Origin of the sequence: Skermanella stibiiresistens SB22 (genome assembly GCF_000576635.1) — a bacterium.
GTDB lineage: Bacteria > Pseudomonadota > Alphaproteobacteria > Azospirillales > Azospirillaceae > Skermanella > Skermanella stibiiresistens.
Map to the genome: position 1 here is coordinate 184,230 of NZ_AVFL01000013.1, position 14,146 is coordinate 198,375.

Below are 14,146 nucleotides of genomic sequence, written 5' to 3' on the forward strand. Positions count from 1 at the left end.
CCCCCGACCCCGAGAGCGCCTGACCGCCGCTTCGGTGTTTATCCCAGGCGTCAAGCCTGCCAAACTGGGCTGGTGCGACCTGTGACGCCGACGAAGAGGACGATGGGATTTCATGGCCCAACTCAGTGATGACTGCTTCGCCTTCGGCGGGCCCTTGATGACCTTGGACGAGGCGCGTGGCCTTCTCGCGGAGCGGCTCGTGGCGGTCACCGGGAGCGAGCGGGTCGCCCTTGGCGAGGCGTTGGACCGGGTGCTGGCGGAGGATGTGGTCGCTGGCGTGAACGTGCCGCCGCACGACAACTCCGCGGTCGACGGCTACGCCGTACGGCACGAGGATCTGGCGGGCGGGGCGGACAGCGTGCTGCCCATCGTCGCCCGCGTCGCCGCTGGGGATCGGCCGGTGTCGCGTGATCCGGCGGGAACGGCGGTCCGCATCTTCACCGGGGCGCCGATGCCGGAGGGCTACGACACGGTGATGATGCAGGAGGATTGCGTCGAGCGGGATGGGCCCGGCGGAACGCGTTCCGTCCTGATCCGTCCCGGCATCAAGCGGGGTGCCAACCGCCGTTCGGCGGGAGAGGATGTCCGGGAGGGCTCCGTCATCCTGTCCGCTGGGCGGCGCCTGCGGCCACAGGATATCGGGCTGATGGCGGCGGTCGGGCTGACCGACGCGCTGGTCCGAGCGCCCCTGCGGGTCGCCATCCTGTCCACCGGCAACGAGTTGATGGAACCCGGCCAGCCGCTGGCTCCCGGCGGGATCTACGACGCCAACCGCTTCACCCTGTCAGCGCTGGTCCGGCGGATGGGCGGGCGGGTCACCGATTTCGGCATCCTTCGCGACAATCCCGCCGAACTCCGCGCGGTGCTGGCGCGGGCGGCCGAAGGCCATGACCTGATCGTCACGACCGGCGGGGTTTCGACTGGCGAGGAGGATCATGTCAAAGGCGCCGTCGAGGCCTTGGGCGGGCTCCACTTCTGGCGGCTCGCCATCAAGCCGGGCCGGCCGGTGGCGCTGGGCCAAGTCGCCGGCAAGCCGTTCATCGGGCTGCCCGGCAATCCGGTGGCGGCGATGATCACCTTCTTCTGTCTCGCCCGTCCGCTGATCCAGCATCTCGCCGGCGAGACCGTCACGGAGCCGGTCCTGTTCCGGGTTCGCGCCGATTTCGACTACAAGAAGAAGGAGGGCAGGCGGGAGTTCGTTCGGGTCCGTCTCGCGCGGGATGGCGACGGCGGGCTGGTCGCGACCAAGTTCGCCCGGGATGGCGCAGGCGTCCTGTCGTCGATGGTCGAGAGCGACGGACTGGTGATCCTGCCGGAGGACGTGACGCGGCTGGAACGCGGCGCCACGGTATCGTACATGCCATTCACCGAGGTACGATAGCGGGTGGATCCGAACATGGGACTTGACGCGTACACCGACGATTTCATCGGTGGAATTCTGAAATCCGTCAAGGTCGTGGCGTTGGTCGGCGCCAGCGCCAACCCGGCGCGGCCGAGCAATCTGGTGATGCGGTACCTGCTGTCCAAAGGCTATCGTGTCATCCCGGTCAACCCAGGCTTGGCTGGACAGGACCTGCTTGGCCAACGGGTCCACGCCAAGTTGGAGGACATCCCCGAGCCGGTCGACATGGTCGACATCTTCCGCAATTCCGCGGCGGCCGGGCCCGTCACCGACGGTGCCATCGCGATCGGCGCCAAGGTCGTCTGGATGCAGCTTGGCGTCAGGAACGACGCGGCGGCGGAACGGTCGGAGCGGGCCGGGCTCAAGGTCGTGATGGATCGTTGCCCCAAGATCGAGATCGCCCGCCTGTTCGGCTGACCGCCCGGCTCCTCACTCGGCGCCGATCGCCGGAGCGGTGAGGGGATCGGGGGTCGCGGCCGCCCGCCGCGGGACCGGTGCCGACTCGCGCGGCAGCAAGGTCGCGGCGAGGACGGCGACGGTCGCGAAGCCTCCCAGGATCAGGAACAGCCACCAGAAATCGACGCTCCAGCCATAGGTCAGCGCCACGAGTTGGACGCCCAGGGGCGCCACGCCGAACGACAGGACGAACTTGGCGCCGAACGCGAGCCCCCGATGCTTGTCCGGGGTGTGGCGCGCCAGCAGCAGATTCTCCGCCGGGATCTGGAGGCTCTGGGTGAAGACCACCAGACCCGCGACCACCAGGAGCGGCAATCCCGCGAAGCTGGACGCGATCAGCAGCAGGGGGATCTGGATCGCCAGACACATGACGTAGACATGCTTGAGCGGGTAGCGGTCGGACAGCATGCCGCCGATGAACTGCGATCCGCTGGCGAACAGATAGACCAGGGTGACCAGTCCGCCCACGCCCAGCGTGCCCTCGCCGACCAGACCCGTCATGCGCTCGCCGAACCACTTGGGCATGGCCGTGACGGTCGACTGGAAGATCAGGCCGGCGCAGACCATGGTGACCGACAGCACGATGAAGGCCCGGACCGCGTCCGACCGGTTGGTGCCCGGTTGCGGCTTGGCGTCCCGTTGCCGGTCCGTCACCAGTCCCGTGGCGACGCACGCGAACAGGGCCACGCCGGTCAGCATGCAGACGGCGCCCGGTACGATGAACGCCGCGCGCCAGTTGATCAGCTCGGTCAAGCCGCCGGCGATCAGCGCGGCGCACGCTATGCCGATGCTGCCGAAGATCCCCATGACGCCAAGCGCGCGGCCGCGATTGGCGGCGTTCTTGATCACCCAGGACATGCCGACCGGATGATAGATCGAGCTGCCGAGGCCGAGAACCGCCAGACCGATGGTCAGCGCCGTCGCTCCATCGGCCAGACCAGCCGCGATGGCGCCGGCTCCCGTCAGCAGGAAGAAGACCACCATCATCTTGGCGTCGCTCCAGCGGTCGCCTAGCCAGCCGGACAGCGGAGCGCCCAGACCGATCATCAGCGATCCGATGGTCCAAAGCCGGATCAACTCGTCGTAGCTCATCGCCCAGTCCCGCTCCAGCCCGAGGACGATCGTAAGGTACAGCGCCGACAGCACATGCATGAAGGCGTGCCCGGCACAGGCGAATCCGAGGGAAAGGCGGGCGGAGAGGGGAGACATCCAGGACCTCAACGAAGAATCGGCGGTGGAGGATCGGCACGAACAAACGGCTGGTCTCATGAGTTTATGGCTGACCCGATACCGCGCGTGAGGGAAAACCACCGCATGGCAAGCATGCGTTTCCACTTCCGACAGGTGCCCTTGGTGATCGATCGAAGAACATCGCGGGTGTTCGCTCATTCCGTGTGCGTCGGGCCCGTGTGCGTCACATTGGCGGTTTGGGACGGGGTGGCGTAGGATGCCGCGCCCATCCTCGCGATTCCACCCATCCTGTAGCCGGACCGACCCATGACCGCGTCATCCCAGCCCGGCATCCAGCCGGATGCCTCGCAACTCCATTGGCTGAGCCGGGGGCTGTCCCAGCCCGGTGGCAAGCTGCCACTCTTCGATGAGGATGGTCAGCGGGTCGATCAGGCGCTCGTCAAGTCCTGTGTAGCCGCCGGCTGGGCGGAGCGCTGGTTCAACAATCCCCTGAAACCGGATTGGGTGGTATGTCGCTTGACCGATGCCGGGCGGACGATCTTGGTCGCCCGTTTGGAGGGCGCGAAAAAATATCATAGTGGCGATACGTCGCAGGCTTGACATAATACCGGTTACGATCGCATAAAGATGCATCGATCGATAGCGGGCCGAGTTTAGGGGGGAATGCCCGTAAAGGGTAATGCGGTCAACGTATCGCAAAGCAAGTTCGACAAAGACGCGAATGGCCCCGGGACACGGGGCCATTCGCGTCTTTGCGTTTGGGCTCGGAAAGCCGCGCTTGGTCTTTGGACTGATGATCTCGCGACGGTATATAGTTTAGTTTGTTTACAAATGATCTGGCCCTTGACCGATACCATGAGCCACAAACGGAAAGAGCCGGTACCGCTCATCGCGGTACCGGCTCCAAGCCAGTTTTCAGTTTCCTGAAGATATCGGGCAGGCGGGATTCGAACCCACGACCCCCAGTCCCCCAGACTGATGCGCTACCAGGCTGCGCTACTGCCCGTCAAACCACCAAGACCAACCCGGTCACCGATCGGGCGGAAGGTCATCCGGTGTGGCGCGGACTATAGCCGCGCCATGGGTGCCACGCAATCACCCCGATGAATTTATTTGCCTATTTCCGACCGTCGCGCAGGAGGTCGCGAAGGGCGATCAATTCCATCAGCACGGCTTCGATGTCGTCGCGCTGGATCTGGGTCATGCCGCCAACCTCGTACCCCGGCTCGTCATCGTCCTCATCGGCTTCGAACGGCTCGTGATCGTCCTCGGCCATGGCGGCGGTGGGGACCTCGTCGTCGATGCCTTGCGGATGCTCGGCGGCATCGGCCGCCGCACCGCCGCCGCGAGCCTCGCGCAGCAAGCGTTGGACGCCCTTGATCGTGTAGCCTTCCTTGTACAGGAGGCTCTGGATCCGGCGCAGGAGCTCGACATCCTCGGGGCGGTAATAGCGCCGGCCACCGCCACGCTTGAGGGGGCGGATCTGCGGGAACTTGGTTTCCCAGAAGCGCAGCACATGCTGTGGCACGTCCAGTTCAGCCGAGACCTCGCTGATCGTGCGGAAGGCCGTGGCTGATTTCGCCGTGCCGCGGGGCCGCGGGTCCGGGTTGGGTGCGGTCATCGTCACTAAGCTACTTCAATATGCGGCGGATCGAGTTCGGCGAGCGTCTGGTTGATCCGCGACTTGAGCACGTGGCTCGCCCGGAACACCAGGACCCGCCGGGGCATGATCGGCACTTCCTCGCCCGTCTTGGGATTGCGCCCGATGCGCTGACCCTTCTGGCGGACGGAGAAACTGCCGAACGAGGAGATCTTGACCATTTCCCCACGCGCGAGGGCGTCGGAAATCTCGTTGAGGACGGTTTCCACCAGATCGGAGGATTCGTTCCGCGACAAGCCGACTTCCTGGTACACGGCCTCGCTCAGTTGAGCGCGGGTGACGGTCTCCTGAGTCATGACGTCTTCCCTTTCGCCAGTGGCCCGTTCGCCGCCGGACCTGTCGTCCGGAACCGTAATCCCACGAAAGAAATGCGTCAATTACAAAGAGTTGGCGGACTTCGTCGCGGGTTGTGGAAGCGCCGGGGCGTCACATGCGGACCAGCGCCGAGCCCCAGGTGAAGCCGCCGCCCATCGCCTCCATCAGCACCAGATCGCCTTGCTTGATGCGGCCGTCATGGACGGCTTCGGCCAAAGCCAGGGGAATCGAGGCGGCCGACGTGTTGCCATGGTGGTCGACCGTCATCACGACCTTCTCCACCGGCATCTTCAGCTTGCGCGCGGTGCCTTCGATGATTCGCTTGTTGGCTTGGTGCGGCACCAGCCAGTCGATCTCGGCGGCGCTGAGGCCGTTCGCCTCCAGCGCCTCGATCACCACCTCGCTCAGCCGTGTCACGGCGTGGCGGAAGACATCCTGTCCGACCATTCGGACATGGCCGGTGCTCTGGGTCGCCGACGGGCCGCCATCGACCCACAGCAGCTCGTAGTGGCGGCCATCGGAATGAAGGTGGGTGGATAGGATGCCGCGGTCGGCGGTGGTGCCCTCGTCCTCGGCGGCCTGGAGCACCACCGCGCCGGCGCCATCACCGAACAGGACGCAGGTGGTCCGATCTTCCCAGTCCAGGATGCGCGAGAAGGTTTCGGCGCCGATCACCAGGGCGGTCTTGGCCTGTCCCAGACGAATGAAGTTGTCGGCCACGGACAGGGCGAAGACAAAGCCCGAGCAGACCGCCTGGAGGTCGAAGGCGAAGCCCTGGGTGATGCCAAGCTCGGCCTGGACGCGCGTCGCGGTGGCCGGAAACGTATGGTCCGGGGTCGTTGTCGCCAGCACGATCAAGTCGACGTCGGAGGCGGGAATACCAGCGTGTTCCAGCGCGTTCCGGGCCGCCGCCAGCGCCAGATCCGACGTCTTCTCGTCCGGGGCGGCCAAATGCCGCGACCGGATGCCGGTCCGCTGGGTGATCCAATCATCGGAGGTGTCGACCCGCTGGGCGAGGTCGTGATTGGTCACAACGTTCCGCGGCAGGTACGAGCCGCAGCCTACGATCCTTGAACGTCGAACCATCTATAGGGCCGCTGCCTTTGAGTCCGGGAGGGGTGAGTCGGATGCTGGAGCTTCTTGGGGCGCGCTGTCCGGGACGACCGCACCGGCGGCGATCAAGTCGCCGATCCGGGCCATCTCCGTCTTGATCGTGTCGTTGAAACCCCTGGTCACCAAGTCCACGGCGACGCAGATCGCGTTGGCGAAGCCGGTCGGGTCGGTCCCGCCGTGGCTCTTGACGCAAACGCCTTGCAGGCCCAGGAACATCGCGCCGTTGTAGCGTCGCGGGTCCATCCGTTTCCGGAGCTTGCCGAAGGCGTTGCGGGCCAGCAGATAACCCAGCCGCGCCAGGATCGAGGACTGGAAGGTCCGGCGCAGGAACTCGGAATAGAGTTTGGCGGTGCCTTCCGCCGTCTTCAACGCGACATTGCCGGTGAAGCCGTCGGTGACGACCACATCCACCGTGCCGTAGGGGATGTCGTTGCCTTCGATGAAGCCGTGGAACTTGCCGGGCAGGGGAGTGACGCGCAACTGGGCGGCGGCGGCCTTGATCGACTCGTGGCCCTTGACCTCTTCCGCGCCGATGTTGAGCAAGCCGACGGTCGGCTCCATCAATCCCAGCACGGTCCGTGAGAAGACCGAACCCATGACCGCGAACTCGACCAGGTTCCTGCTGTCGCACTCGATATTGGCGCCCAGGTCCAGCATCACGCTCTCGCCCCGGAGGGTCGGGAAAAACGAGGCGATCGCCGGCCGGTCGATGCCCGGCAGCGTCTTCAGCACGAATTTGGCCATGGCCATCAGCGCGCCGGTGTTCCCGGCGGAGACGATGCAGGCGGCCTTGCCCTGCGCCACGGCGTCGATGGCCAGCCGCATGCTCGAATTCCGCCCACCGCGCAGGGCGACGGCCGGCTTGGCGTCGTTGCTGATGGCGTCGGGCGTATGATGGATGGTCGAGATGCGCGCTAGGTCGGGCAAGTTCGCGAGCAGGGGTTTGATCCGCTGTTCGTCGCCGAAGAAAATGTAATCAATCTCCGGGCACCGCAGCCGGGCCATATCGGCACCCGCGACAACCACATCCGGCGCATGATCTCCGCCCATGGCATCAAGGGCGATCGACAAACGCGCGCTCACCGCACCCGATCTCCGTACACCGTCCGGTCCCAATCTGTCGGATTGGTTGGTCAAGCCGTCGCGGCTTCAACCACCACGTCACGGCCGTCGTACTGGCCGCACGAGCCACAAACATGGTGCGGGCGCTTCAATTCGCCGCAGTTCGGGCATTCGGCGAAGGAGGCGGACGTCAGGGCGTGGTGCGAACGGCGCATGTCACGCCGGGACTTGGAGGTTTTTTTCTTGGGAACGGCCATAGTCGGAACTCTCTATTATAAAAGGCGGCCCAACGGAGCCGCCTCATGCGAACCGCTTCATTACAGAAAACGCCCCATCGGGGCAAGCACAGAAAACGCCCCTTGGGCGCCGGCGCGAGGGGCGAACTTAGTCGGGCCGCTTCAATTTGGCAAGGGCCAGGAACGGGTTCGGCCGCTTGACCGGCACCTCCTCCGGATCTTCTTCGATATGGTCCTCGAACCCGGCGTCGGGACGGCGCGGGTAGGGATCGAGCGCCAGCGACAGGTGCTGCGCGGCCAGTTCGCCGATGTCGATCTGGTTGCCGACCAGCGGCTCCGGCGGTTCCTCGGCATCGGGATCGATCTCGACCTCCAATGGGATCTCGGGGATCAGGTGTCGGGGCGCGAAGATGATCTCGAACTCGTCAGCCACGTGGTTGTCGACGGGATCCAGGGTGACGACGCAGGTCTGGGTCACGTCGGCCTCCAATGTGCCGCGCACCCGGATCATCTGGCCGCCGCGCACGCGCTTGAGACGGACGGTGGCGTTCAGGGACTTGAGGTCGACGAGGTCGAGCCGCTCCGCGAGCCGGCGGCATTCCGTCGGATTGGCCTTGATCGTCTGCGTCATCTCGTCCGCGCTCACCCGGTCGGCGATCACGACGCGGGAGAACTCGACTCCGATTTCCGGGCCAGGTGCTTGATCGTTGGCGGGTTTGCCGATCATCGAACGATCTCCTTGGGATTGGGAGGTGTCACGCGGCGGCGGCGGACGCCGGGCCGAACCGGACGTGTCCCGCCACCATCCGGTCGAGCGGAAAGGTTTTCAGCGCCTCGTCCTCGCGCCGCAGATAGGAGGTCATGGCCGCCAAATGCTCTTCGGGCACCTCCATGACCGTGCCATAGAGGTTGCGGTCGAACGCGGCGTGTAGGGCCGCGTCGCCGGGTTCCGCCAAGCCTTTCTCGTAGGAGACGATCCTGCCGTACAAGCCCTTGGCCATGTTCTTGATATGCTTGGGCACGCTCAGGTCGCCGATGCCGATTTCGCGCAGGCTGCGGTCCATGTCGGCGATCAGGGTGTCGAAGAGTTGCTGCGACACGGCGGCGGCCTCGGCGCCCTGGCCTTTCAGGCGCCGCATCACCAGGAAGGCGTGCAGCGCTATCATCTCGAACCGGCCGTCGATCGTGTCGGGCACGCCCAAGGCGGCGTAGAAATAGGGTTGGCGGGCTTGGGCCACGATGGCGTCATAGAGGTCCAGGGCCTCGGCCTCGGGGCGTTTCCGCTGGAACAGACGCTTCAGCAAAGGTGGCTCTCCCTGATCCGAAAAGTTGACAGGACGGCGTGGCGGGTGCGATTGTCCCACCCGAAATAGGTGCCGCCCAGGTTTCAGTCAATCCGCCTTGGAGTCCCGCGTTGGACTCCAGGATCGGATGCTGGGTCGTTGGCTGGGGGCGGCGGTTGATGGACATTACCGGGCAATCATGGTCAGACCAACATTTCGTCACGCCGCCGCCGTCTGCCTGCTTGGCCTTACGGTGGCCGCCTGCTCCCCGACGATCGACACGCGGGGAAATCTCGCCGAGAAAGCTAGGCTCGACCAGATCCAACCGGGTGTCAGCACGCGTGACGATGTCGCGGTGACGCTGGGCACGCCGTCGACGGTGGGCACCTTCGATCCGAATACCTGGTATTACATCGGCTCGCGTACGGAGAAGACGGCGTTCTTCCGTCCGGAGGTGGTCGAGCGCAAGATCGTGGTGGTCAAGTTCAACGAGGACGGCACCGTCGCCACCCTGAACGAGATGGACCACAACGCCGGCCAGCAGGTCGAACTGGTCGAGCGCACCACGCCGACCGCGGGCCGCGACATGAACTTCATCGAGCAGATGCTGGGCAATGTCGGGCGCTTCTCGGGCGGCAACACCGGTCTGCGCCAGCCGGGCGTCGGCGGCCAGCGCCGCTGAGGGTTTCCCCAAGCTGCGGGATGGACATGGAAAGGCCCCGGAACCTCGCGGTTCCGGGGCCTTTCGTTTTGGGTGTCCGGTTTTGGGTGTCCGGTGGTGTCAGACGGCCAGCTTGGCGAGGATGGCGAGCAGCAGGATGGCGACGATGTTGGTGATCTTGATCATCGGATTGACCGCCGGGCCGGCGGTGTCCTTGTAGGGGTCGCCGACGGTGTCGCCGGTCACGGCCGCCTTGTGGGCCTCCGATCCCTTGCCGCCGTAATTGCCCTCCTCGATGTACTTCTTGGCGTTGTCCCAGGCGCCGCCGCCCGAGGTCATCGAGATCGCGACGAAGATGCCGGTCACGATGGTGCCCAGCAGCATGGCACCCAGCGCGGTGAAGGCCTCGGCTTGTCCCGCGATCAGGTTGATCACGAAATAGAGGACGATCGGCGCCGCCACCGGCAGCAGCGAGGGCAGGATCATCTCGCGGATCGCGGCGCGGGTCAGCATGTCGACGGCGCGGCCGTAATCGGGCTTGGCGGTGCCTTCCATGATGCCCGGGATCTCGCGGAACTGCCGCCGGACCTCGACCACGACGGAGCCCGCCGCGCGTCCGACCGCGGTCATGCCCATGGCGCCGAACAGATAGGGCAGCAGGCCGCCGATCAGCAGGCCGACGACCACATAGGGGTCCTGGAGGTTGAAGCTGACCTCGACATTGGGGAAGTAGTGCTTGAGGTCCTCGATATAGGCGGCGAACAGGACCAGCGCCGCCAGACCGGCCGAACCGATCGCGTAGCCCTTGGTGACGGCCTTGGTGGTGTTGCCGACGGCGTCCAGCGCGTCGGTGATGACGCGGGTCTCCTTGGGCAGGTCGGCCATCTCGGCGATGCCGCCGGCGTTGTCGGTGACCGGGCCATAGGCGTCCAGCGCCACGACCATGCCCGCCAGCGCCAGCATGGTGGTGGCGGCGATGGCGATGCCGAACAGGCCCGCCATGGCGTGGGCGATGATGATGCCGGCGCAGATCACCAGGGCGGGCAGGGCGGTCGCCTCCATGGAGACGGCGAGGCCCTGGATGACGTTGGTGCCGTGGCCGGTCTCGGACGATTTGGCGATGCTGCGGACCGGGCGGAACGCAGTGGAGGTGTAGTATTCGGTGATCCAGACCAGCAGGCCGGTGACGCCTAGTCCGACCAGCGAGCAGACGAACAGCCGGATGCCGGTGACGGAGCCGCCCTCGATCCGTTCCAGCGGCGTGCCGAAGCCCAGCAGAAGCGCGGTCGCCAGCAGGATCAGCACGGCGGAGATCGCGGCCGTGACCGCCAAGCCCTTGTACAGGGCGCCCATGATGTTCTGGCTCGCGCCCAGCTTGACGAAGAAGGTGCCGGCGACCGAACCGATGATGCAGACGGCTCCGATCACCAGCGGGTAGATCATCAGGCGGGCCTGCGTCTCACCGGCGAAAAAAATCGCCGCCAGGAGCATGGTGGCGACGATGGTGACGGCGTAGGTTTCGAAGAGGTCGGCGGCCATGCCGGCGCAGTCGCCGACATTGTCGCCGACATTGTCGGCGATGACCGCGGGGTTGCGGGGATCGTCCTCCGGGATGCCCGCCTCGACCTTGCCTACCAGATCGGCGCCGACATCGGCGCCCTTGGTGAAGATGCCGCCACCCAGCCGGGCGAAGATCGAGATCAGCGAGGCGCCGAAGCTCAACGCGACCAGGGCCTCCAGGATGGCGCGGATCTCCATGCCGCTGGCGAGCAACGCTCCATAATAGATCGTGACGCCCAGCAGGCCGAGCCCGACCACCAGCATGCCGGTGATGGCGCCTGATTTGAACGCGATGTCGAGCGCCGGGGTCATGCCGTTCCGCGCCGCCTCGGCCGTGCGGACATTGGCCCGCACCGACACGTTCATGCCGACATAGCCGGCGACACCCGACAGGATGGCGCCGATGAAGAAGCCGCCCGCGACATGGATGCCCAGGATGAAGCCCAGGATCACTCCGATCACCACGCCGACGATGGCGATGGTCGTGTATTGCCGGTTCAAATAGGCCTGGGCGCCTTCCTGGATGGCGCCCGAGATTTCCCGCATGCGGTCGGAGCCTGCGCTGGCCGCCATGACCTGCCGTCCGGCGTGGACGCCGTAGCCGAGGGCCCCCAAGCCGCAAAGAATGATGAAGATGAACGCAATTGACATCGATCCCCCCAGATTCCCGTCGAAGAGTTTTTATCGCGCGCAATCATCCCGTTGATTCAAGGCTGTAGCGGGCAATTTCTTGTCGGCGAAAGCATGCAGGAGGGCGGCGGACAAAGCAACCGCGTGGCGGGGTGCGAGCGGGAAAGCTGCGCCAAGTAGCGGAATCCGGCTTCTTTCGCCCTGTTTTTGACGTCGTATATGAAACTAAGGGTCGCGACTCGGAGGCGACTCCAAGGCTTCACATGGGGCGCTGGTTGACGATTTGGATCAGCACGTCGCGGACGACCCCCTTGCCCATGACCTTGGCGGTGGCGTCGTTCAGCTTGGCCTTGATCTGGGGCACGTCGAGCAGGCCTCCCTGCATCGCCTTGCCCGACGCGATCGCGCCATAGGCCGTCGTCAGGAAGGCGTCGGTCAGCCGCGGCGCGTTGGCGCGCACGGTGTCGGCGATCCCCATGTCGGCGACCTCCAACGCCACCATCAGGGTGACGAACTGGTCGATCCGCTCGGCGCCAAGCACCGGGACGGTCAGCGGGCCGATGTTGACGAAGACGGGCGGGCCGCTGGGTTCCGGCGGCTTGGGTTCCTCGACCTTTTCCTCGTGGTGTTCCTTGTTGGCGAACAGGTACCAGCCGGCACCGAAGCCGCCGCCGCCGAACAGGATCGCGACCAGCAGCAGCACCAGGATCCTCATCATCGCCCTTCTCCAAACCGCTTTCCCGCCGGGGAGGCGGCGACCGCGATTTGTCGCCCGGGATGCCTTAATACCCGCTTAAGCGAGGCGATCTTCGATCACGGGAAGGGACAGCGCTCGCTGGTGACCTCGACGAAGGAGCGGGCGCCGGAGGTGACGGTGAACTGATGCTCGATGCCGGCCGCCACCACCACGTGGCGCAACGGCAGCACGCCCTTCGCCTCGGTCTGCCGGCCACCGGCCTCGGTGAAGCGGATCGTGACGACGGAGGCGGGATCGAACCAACCCTCGGCGTTGCCGCTGGCGCCGCGGGCGGGCGTTCCCTCGCCGCTGACGGTGATGGCGCCGTTGGCGAAGCCGACGGTGGAGTTGGGGCCCTTGTAGATGGGCGTCGGCAGGATGAAGCGCTTGTTCTCCGGCTTCTCGCACTGGCGGGGTGTCTTGATCTGGTTGAGCACGAAGACCAGCCGCTGAGCCTCGACGCCGGCGGCCAACCGTTCGCGCGCCAGCTCCGTCAGTCGCGCCAGGTCGCCGGTCGGCAACTCGCGCGTCAGCCGCGCCTCCAACTCCGCGGCCTTGGTTTCGGCCGTTTGGGCCGCCATGCGCAGGGCGGCGACGGAGCGGCTCAATTCGGCGTTGGCTTGGCTGAGGTGGGCATTGTCGGCGCTGAGGCCCGCCTCCCGGCCTTTGACCTGTTCGACGCCCATCTGGTACGCGAACAGCCCAATGCCCAGGAGTACGCCGACAAACGCCATGAACTTGAACGTACGCCCCCAGTATCGACGCCGCCGACGCCGTTCGTAGTCATGCAGACCGAGCGTCATGCCGCGGTTCCCGTGGTGTCGATAAGCGCTTCGGGGAACGTACGTACCCCGTTCGTGGAAGTGCTTTATCGCGCAGCCGCGGGGTGCGGCGCAACACCCAACGGTGGCGTCACTTGGGAAGAACCGCCTCCACCGCCTTGATGACCTGATCGGACGCGGGCGATGTCGCGGTCGGGAACCAGTTCGCCAGTCTGCCGTCGGGGGCCACCAGATATTTGTGGAAGTTCCAGCGCGGCGCCGCGGCGGCTCCCAACTCAGCTCCGGCCCACCGGTAGAAGGGGTGCGCCTTGGGTCCGGTGACCACTTGCTTGTCGGTCATGGGAAAATCGACCGAGAAGTTGACCTCGCAGAAATCCTTGATCTGTTCGGCGCTGCCGGGTTCCTGCCCGCCGAAGTCGTTGCTGGGCACCCCCAGCACGACCAATCCCCGGTCGCGATAGCGGTCCCAGAGGGACTGGAGATCGGTGTATTGCGGGGTGTAGCCGCACATCGACGCGGTGTTGACCACCAGCACGGCCTTGCCGGCATAGTCCGACAACGGCAGGGGCTTGCCATCGATCGCGACGAAATCGAAGTCGAAGGCGCTTTTCGAGGTTTGGACGGAAGAGGGCATGGCGGCGCTCCCGGGGTTCGAGCCAGCGAGCGGCGGCGCGAGGATGCCGAGGGTCGTGATCGTCAGGAGGATGGCGAGGCTCGTGCGGCGCATGGCTGGCTCCGGTGAAAGCGTGACGGTATCCCAGGAAATGGATCGTTCGCCAACCCGGTCCACTGAAAAGCCCGTTCCTGAAAATCGCCGCCAGTCATTGTCGCCGGTCCCTGTTGCTTGCTAGTGTCTTCGGTAACGAACCAAATCAAGAGGGGGAGGGCAGCCATGCCCAATATCGATCATTACATCGGCGGCCGCGTCGTGACCGGGACCAGCGAGCGCCGGGCCGATGTGTTCAACCCGGCGACCGGCGAGGTCAGCGGCCGGGTGGCCCTGGCGGGCAAGGCCGATGTCGCCGCGGCCGTCGAGGCCGCCGCCGCGGCGCTGCCCGG

At 65.8% G+C, this 14,146-nt stretch carries 17 protein-coding genes and 1 tRNA gene; 5 read left to right on the top strand and 13 right to left on the bottom strand.

The features are described from left to right. The first annotated feature begins 112 nt into the window (after positions 1-112). Both N825_RS18560 and N825_RS18565 read left to right on the top strand, forming a co-directional pair. Positions 113-1,381: a molybdopterin molybdotransferase MoeA gene (locus tag N825_RS18560; protein WP_037455175.1), complete on the top strand. Its 1,269-nt coding sequence runs from the start codon at positions 113-115 to the stop codon at positions 1,379-1,381. A gap of 15 nt (positions 1,382-1,396) precedes the next feature. Next, a complete protein-coding gene (locus N825_RS18565) occupies positions 1,397-1,819 on the top strand; it encodes a CoA-binding protein (protein ID WP_037455326.1) in 423 nt (140 codons plus the stop codon). 12 nt (positions 1,820-1,831) lie between these two features. On the opposite strand, the gene N825_RS18570 is transcribed toward N825_RS18565, so the two are convergent. Beyond that, positions 1,832-3,067 (bottom strand): MFS transporter, encoded by a 1,236-nt coding sequence (locus N825_RS18570; RefSeq protein ID WP_037455178.1) that lies wholly within the window; start codon positions 3,065-3,067, stop codon positions 1,832-1,834. A 288-nt stretch (positions 3,068-3,355) separates the two neighbouring features. On the opposite strand from N825_RS18570, the gene N825_RS18575 reads away from it, so the two are divergent. Beyond that, the gene (locus N825_RS18575) at positions 3,356-3,649 is read left to right on the top strand and encodes a hypothetical protein (RefSeq protein WP_037455182.1); all 294 of its coding nucleotides are present in this window, start codon (positions 3,356-3,358) and stop codon (positions 3,647-3,649) included. A 332-nt stretch (positions 3,650-3,981) separates the two neighbouring features. Here N825_RS18575 and N825_RS18580 read toward each other — a convergent pair. The 8 genes from N825_RS18580 to N825_RS18610 all read right to left on the bottom strand — a co-directional run bounded on the left by N825_RS18580 (position 3,982) and on the right by N825_RS18610 (position 8,739). Beyond that, positions 3,982-4,055 (bottom strand) — tRNA-Pro (locus N825_RS18580). Between the two features lie 111 nt (positions 4,056-4,166). After that, a complete protein-coding gene (locus N825_RS18585) occupies positions 4,167-4,670 on the bottom strand; it encodes a MerR family transcriptional regulator (RefSeq protein ID WP_037455329.1) in 504 nt (167 codons plus the stop codon). A 5-nt stretch (positions 4,671-4,675) separates the two neighbouring features. Further along, on the bottom strand, positions 4,676-5,005 hold the full coding sequence (locus N825_RS18590) for an integration host factor subunit alpha (RefSeq protein WP_037455331.1): 330 nt from the start codon (positions 5,003-5,005) through the stop codon (positions 4,676-4,678). 130 nt (positions 5,006-5,135) lie between these two features. Beyond that, complete coding sequence (locus tag N825_RS18595; RefSeq protein ID WP_037455184.1) at positions 5,136-6,110, bottom strand: beta-ketoacyl-ACP synthase III; 975 nt, start codon at positions 6,108-6,110, stop codon at positions 5,136-5,138. Then, on the bottom strand, positions 6,111-7,220 hold the full coding sequence (gene plsX / locus N825_RS18600) for a phosphate acyltransferase PlsX (RefSeq protein WP_084164861.1): 1,110 nt from the start codon (positions 7,218-7,220) through the stop codon (positions 6,111-6,113). 50 nt (positions 7,221-7,270) lie between these two features. Beyond that, on the bottom strand, positions 7,271-7,456 hold the full coding sequence (rpmF, locus tag N825_RS37955) for a 50S ribosomal protein L32 (RefSeq protein ID WP_084164862.1): 186 nt from the start codon (positions 7,454-7,456) through the stop codon (positions 7,271-7,273). 127 nt (positions 7,457-7,583) lie between these two features. Further along, complete coding sequence (locus N825_RS18605; protein ID WP_051512555.1) at positions 7,584-8,162, bottom strand: YceD family protein; 579 nt, start codon at positions 8,160-8,162, stop codon at positions 7,584-7,586. Between the two features lie 28 nt (positions 8,163-8,190). Beyond that, entirely contained in the window at positions 8,191-8,739 is a 549-nt protein-coding gene (locus N825_RS18610) for a ubiquinol-cytochrome C chaperone family protein (RefSeq protein WP_037455186.1), read from the bottom strand. Between the two features lie 127 nt (positions 8,740-8,866). Between N825_RS18610 and N825_RS18615 the strand changes: the two genes are divergently transcribed. After that, positions 8,867-9,400, top strand: a complete 534-nt coding sequence (locus N825_RS18615; protein ID WP_245613161.1) for an outer membrane protein assembly factor BamE — start codon at positions 8,867-8,869, stop codon at positions 9,398-9,400. A 99-nt stretch (positions 9,401-9,499) separates the two neighbouring features. Here N825_RS18615 and N825_RS18620 read toward each other — a convergent pair whose 3' ends face one another. The 4 genes from N825_RS18620 to N825_RS18635 all read right to left on the bottom strand — a co-directional run bounded on the left by N825_RS18620 (position 9,500) and on the right by N825_RS18635 (position 13,814). Then, positions 9,500-11,590, bottom strand: coding sequence for a sodium-translocating pyrophosphatase (locus N825_RS18620; RefSeq protein ID WP_037455189.1), 2,091 nt, complete (start codon positions 11,588-11,590; stop codon positions 9,500-9,502). A 238-nt stretch (positions 11,591-11,828) separates the two neighbouring features. Beyond that, positions 11,829-12,287: a flagellar basal body-associated FliL family protein gene (locus tag N825_RS18625; protein WP_037455192.1), complete on the bottom strand. Its 459-nt coding sequence runs from the start codon at positions 12,285-12,287 to the stop codon at positions 11,829-11,831. Positions 12,288-12,382: 95 nt separating this feature from the next. Continuing rightward, the gene (locus tag N825_RS18630; protein ID WP_037455194.1) at positions 12,383-13,108 is read right to left on the bottom strand and encodes a hypothetical protein; all 726 of its coding nucleotides are present in this window, start codon (positions 13,106-13,108) and stop codon (positions 12,383-12,385) included. Between the two features lie 109 nt (positions 13,109-13,217). Beyond that, positions 13,218-13,814, bottom strand: coding sequence for a glutathione peroxidase (locus N825_RS18635; RefSeq protein ID WP_037455196.1), 597 nt, complete (start codon positions 13,812-13,814; stop codon positions 13,218-13,220). A 165-nt stretch (positions 13,815-13,979) separates the two neighbouring features. On the opposite strand from N825_RS18635, the gene N825_RS39015 reads away from it, so the two are divergent. Then, positions 13,980-14,146, top strand: a 167-nt coding sequence (locus tag N825_RS39015) for an aldehyde dehydrogenase family protein (RefSeq protein WP_157619378.1), incomplete at its 3' end; no start/stop codon positions are given.

Excerpts from the sequence above, each read along its gene's own strand:
- N825_RS18560 (WP_037455175.1), top strand. The coding sequence starts at position 113 with ATGGCCCAACTCAGTGATGACTGCTTCGCCTTCGGCGGGCCCTTGATG.
- N825_RS18565 (WP_037455326.1), top strand. The coding sequence starts at position 1,397 with ATGGGACTTGACGCGTACACCGACGATTTCATCGGTGGAATTCTGAAA.
- N825_RS18570 (WP_037455178.1), bottom strand. The coding sequence starts at position 3,067 with ATGTCTCCCCTCTCCGCCCGCCTTTCCCTCGGATTCGCCTGTGCCGGG.
- N825_RS18575 (WP_037455182.1), top strand. The coding sequence starts at position 3,356 with ATGACCGCGTCATCCCAGCCCGGCATCCAGCCGGATGCCTCGCAACTC.
- N825_RS18585 (WP_037455329.1), bottom strand. The coding sequence starts at position 4,670 with ATGACCGCACCCAACCCGGACCCGCGGCCCCGCGGCACGGCGAAATCA.
- N825_RS18590 (WP_037455331.1), bottom strand. The coding sequence starts at position 5,005 with ATGACTCAGGAGACCGTCACCCGCGCTCAACTGAGCGAGGCCGTGTAC.
- N825_RS18595 (WP_037455184.1), bottom strand. The coding sequence starts at position 6,110 with ATGGTTCGACGTTCAAGGATCGTAGGCTGCGGCTCGTACCTGCCGCGG.
- rpmF (WP_084164862.1), bottom strand. The coding sequence starts at position 7,456 with ATGGCCGTTCCCAAGAAAAAAACCTCCAAGTCCCGGCGTGACATGCGC.
- N825_RS18605 (WP_051512555.1), bottom strand. The coding sequence starts at position 8,162 with ATGATCGGCAAACCCGCCAACGATCAAGCACCTGGCCCGGAAATCGGA.
- N825_RS18615 (WP_245613161.1), top strand. The coding sequence starts at position 8,867 with ATGCTGGGTCGTTGGCTGGGGGCGGCGGTTGATGGACATTACCGGGCA.
- N825_RS18620 (WP_037455189.1), bottom strand. The coding sequence starts at position 11,590 with ATGTCAATTGCGTTCATCTTCATCATTCTTTGCGGCTTGGGGGCCCTC.
- N825_RS18625 (WP_037455192.1), bottom strand. The coding sequence starts at position 12,287 with ATGATGAGGATCCTGGTGCTGCTGCTGGTCGCGATCCTGTTCGGCGGC.
- N825_RS18630 (WP_037455194.1), bottom strand. The coding sequence starts at position 13,108 with ATGACGCTCGGTCTGCATGACTACGAACGGCGTCGGCGGCGTCGATAC.
- N825_RS18635 (WP_037455196.1), bottom strand. The coding sequence starts at position 13,814 with ATGCGCCGCACGAGCCTCGCCATCCTCCTGACGATCACGACCCTCGGC.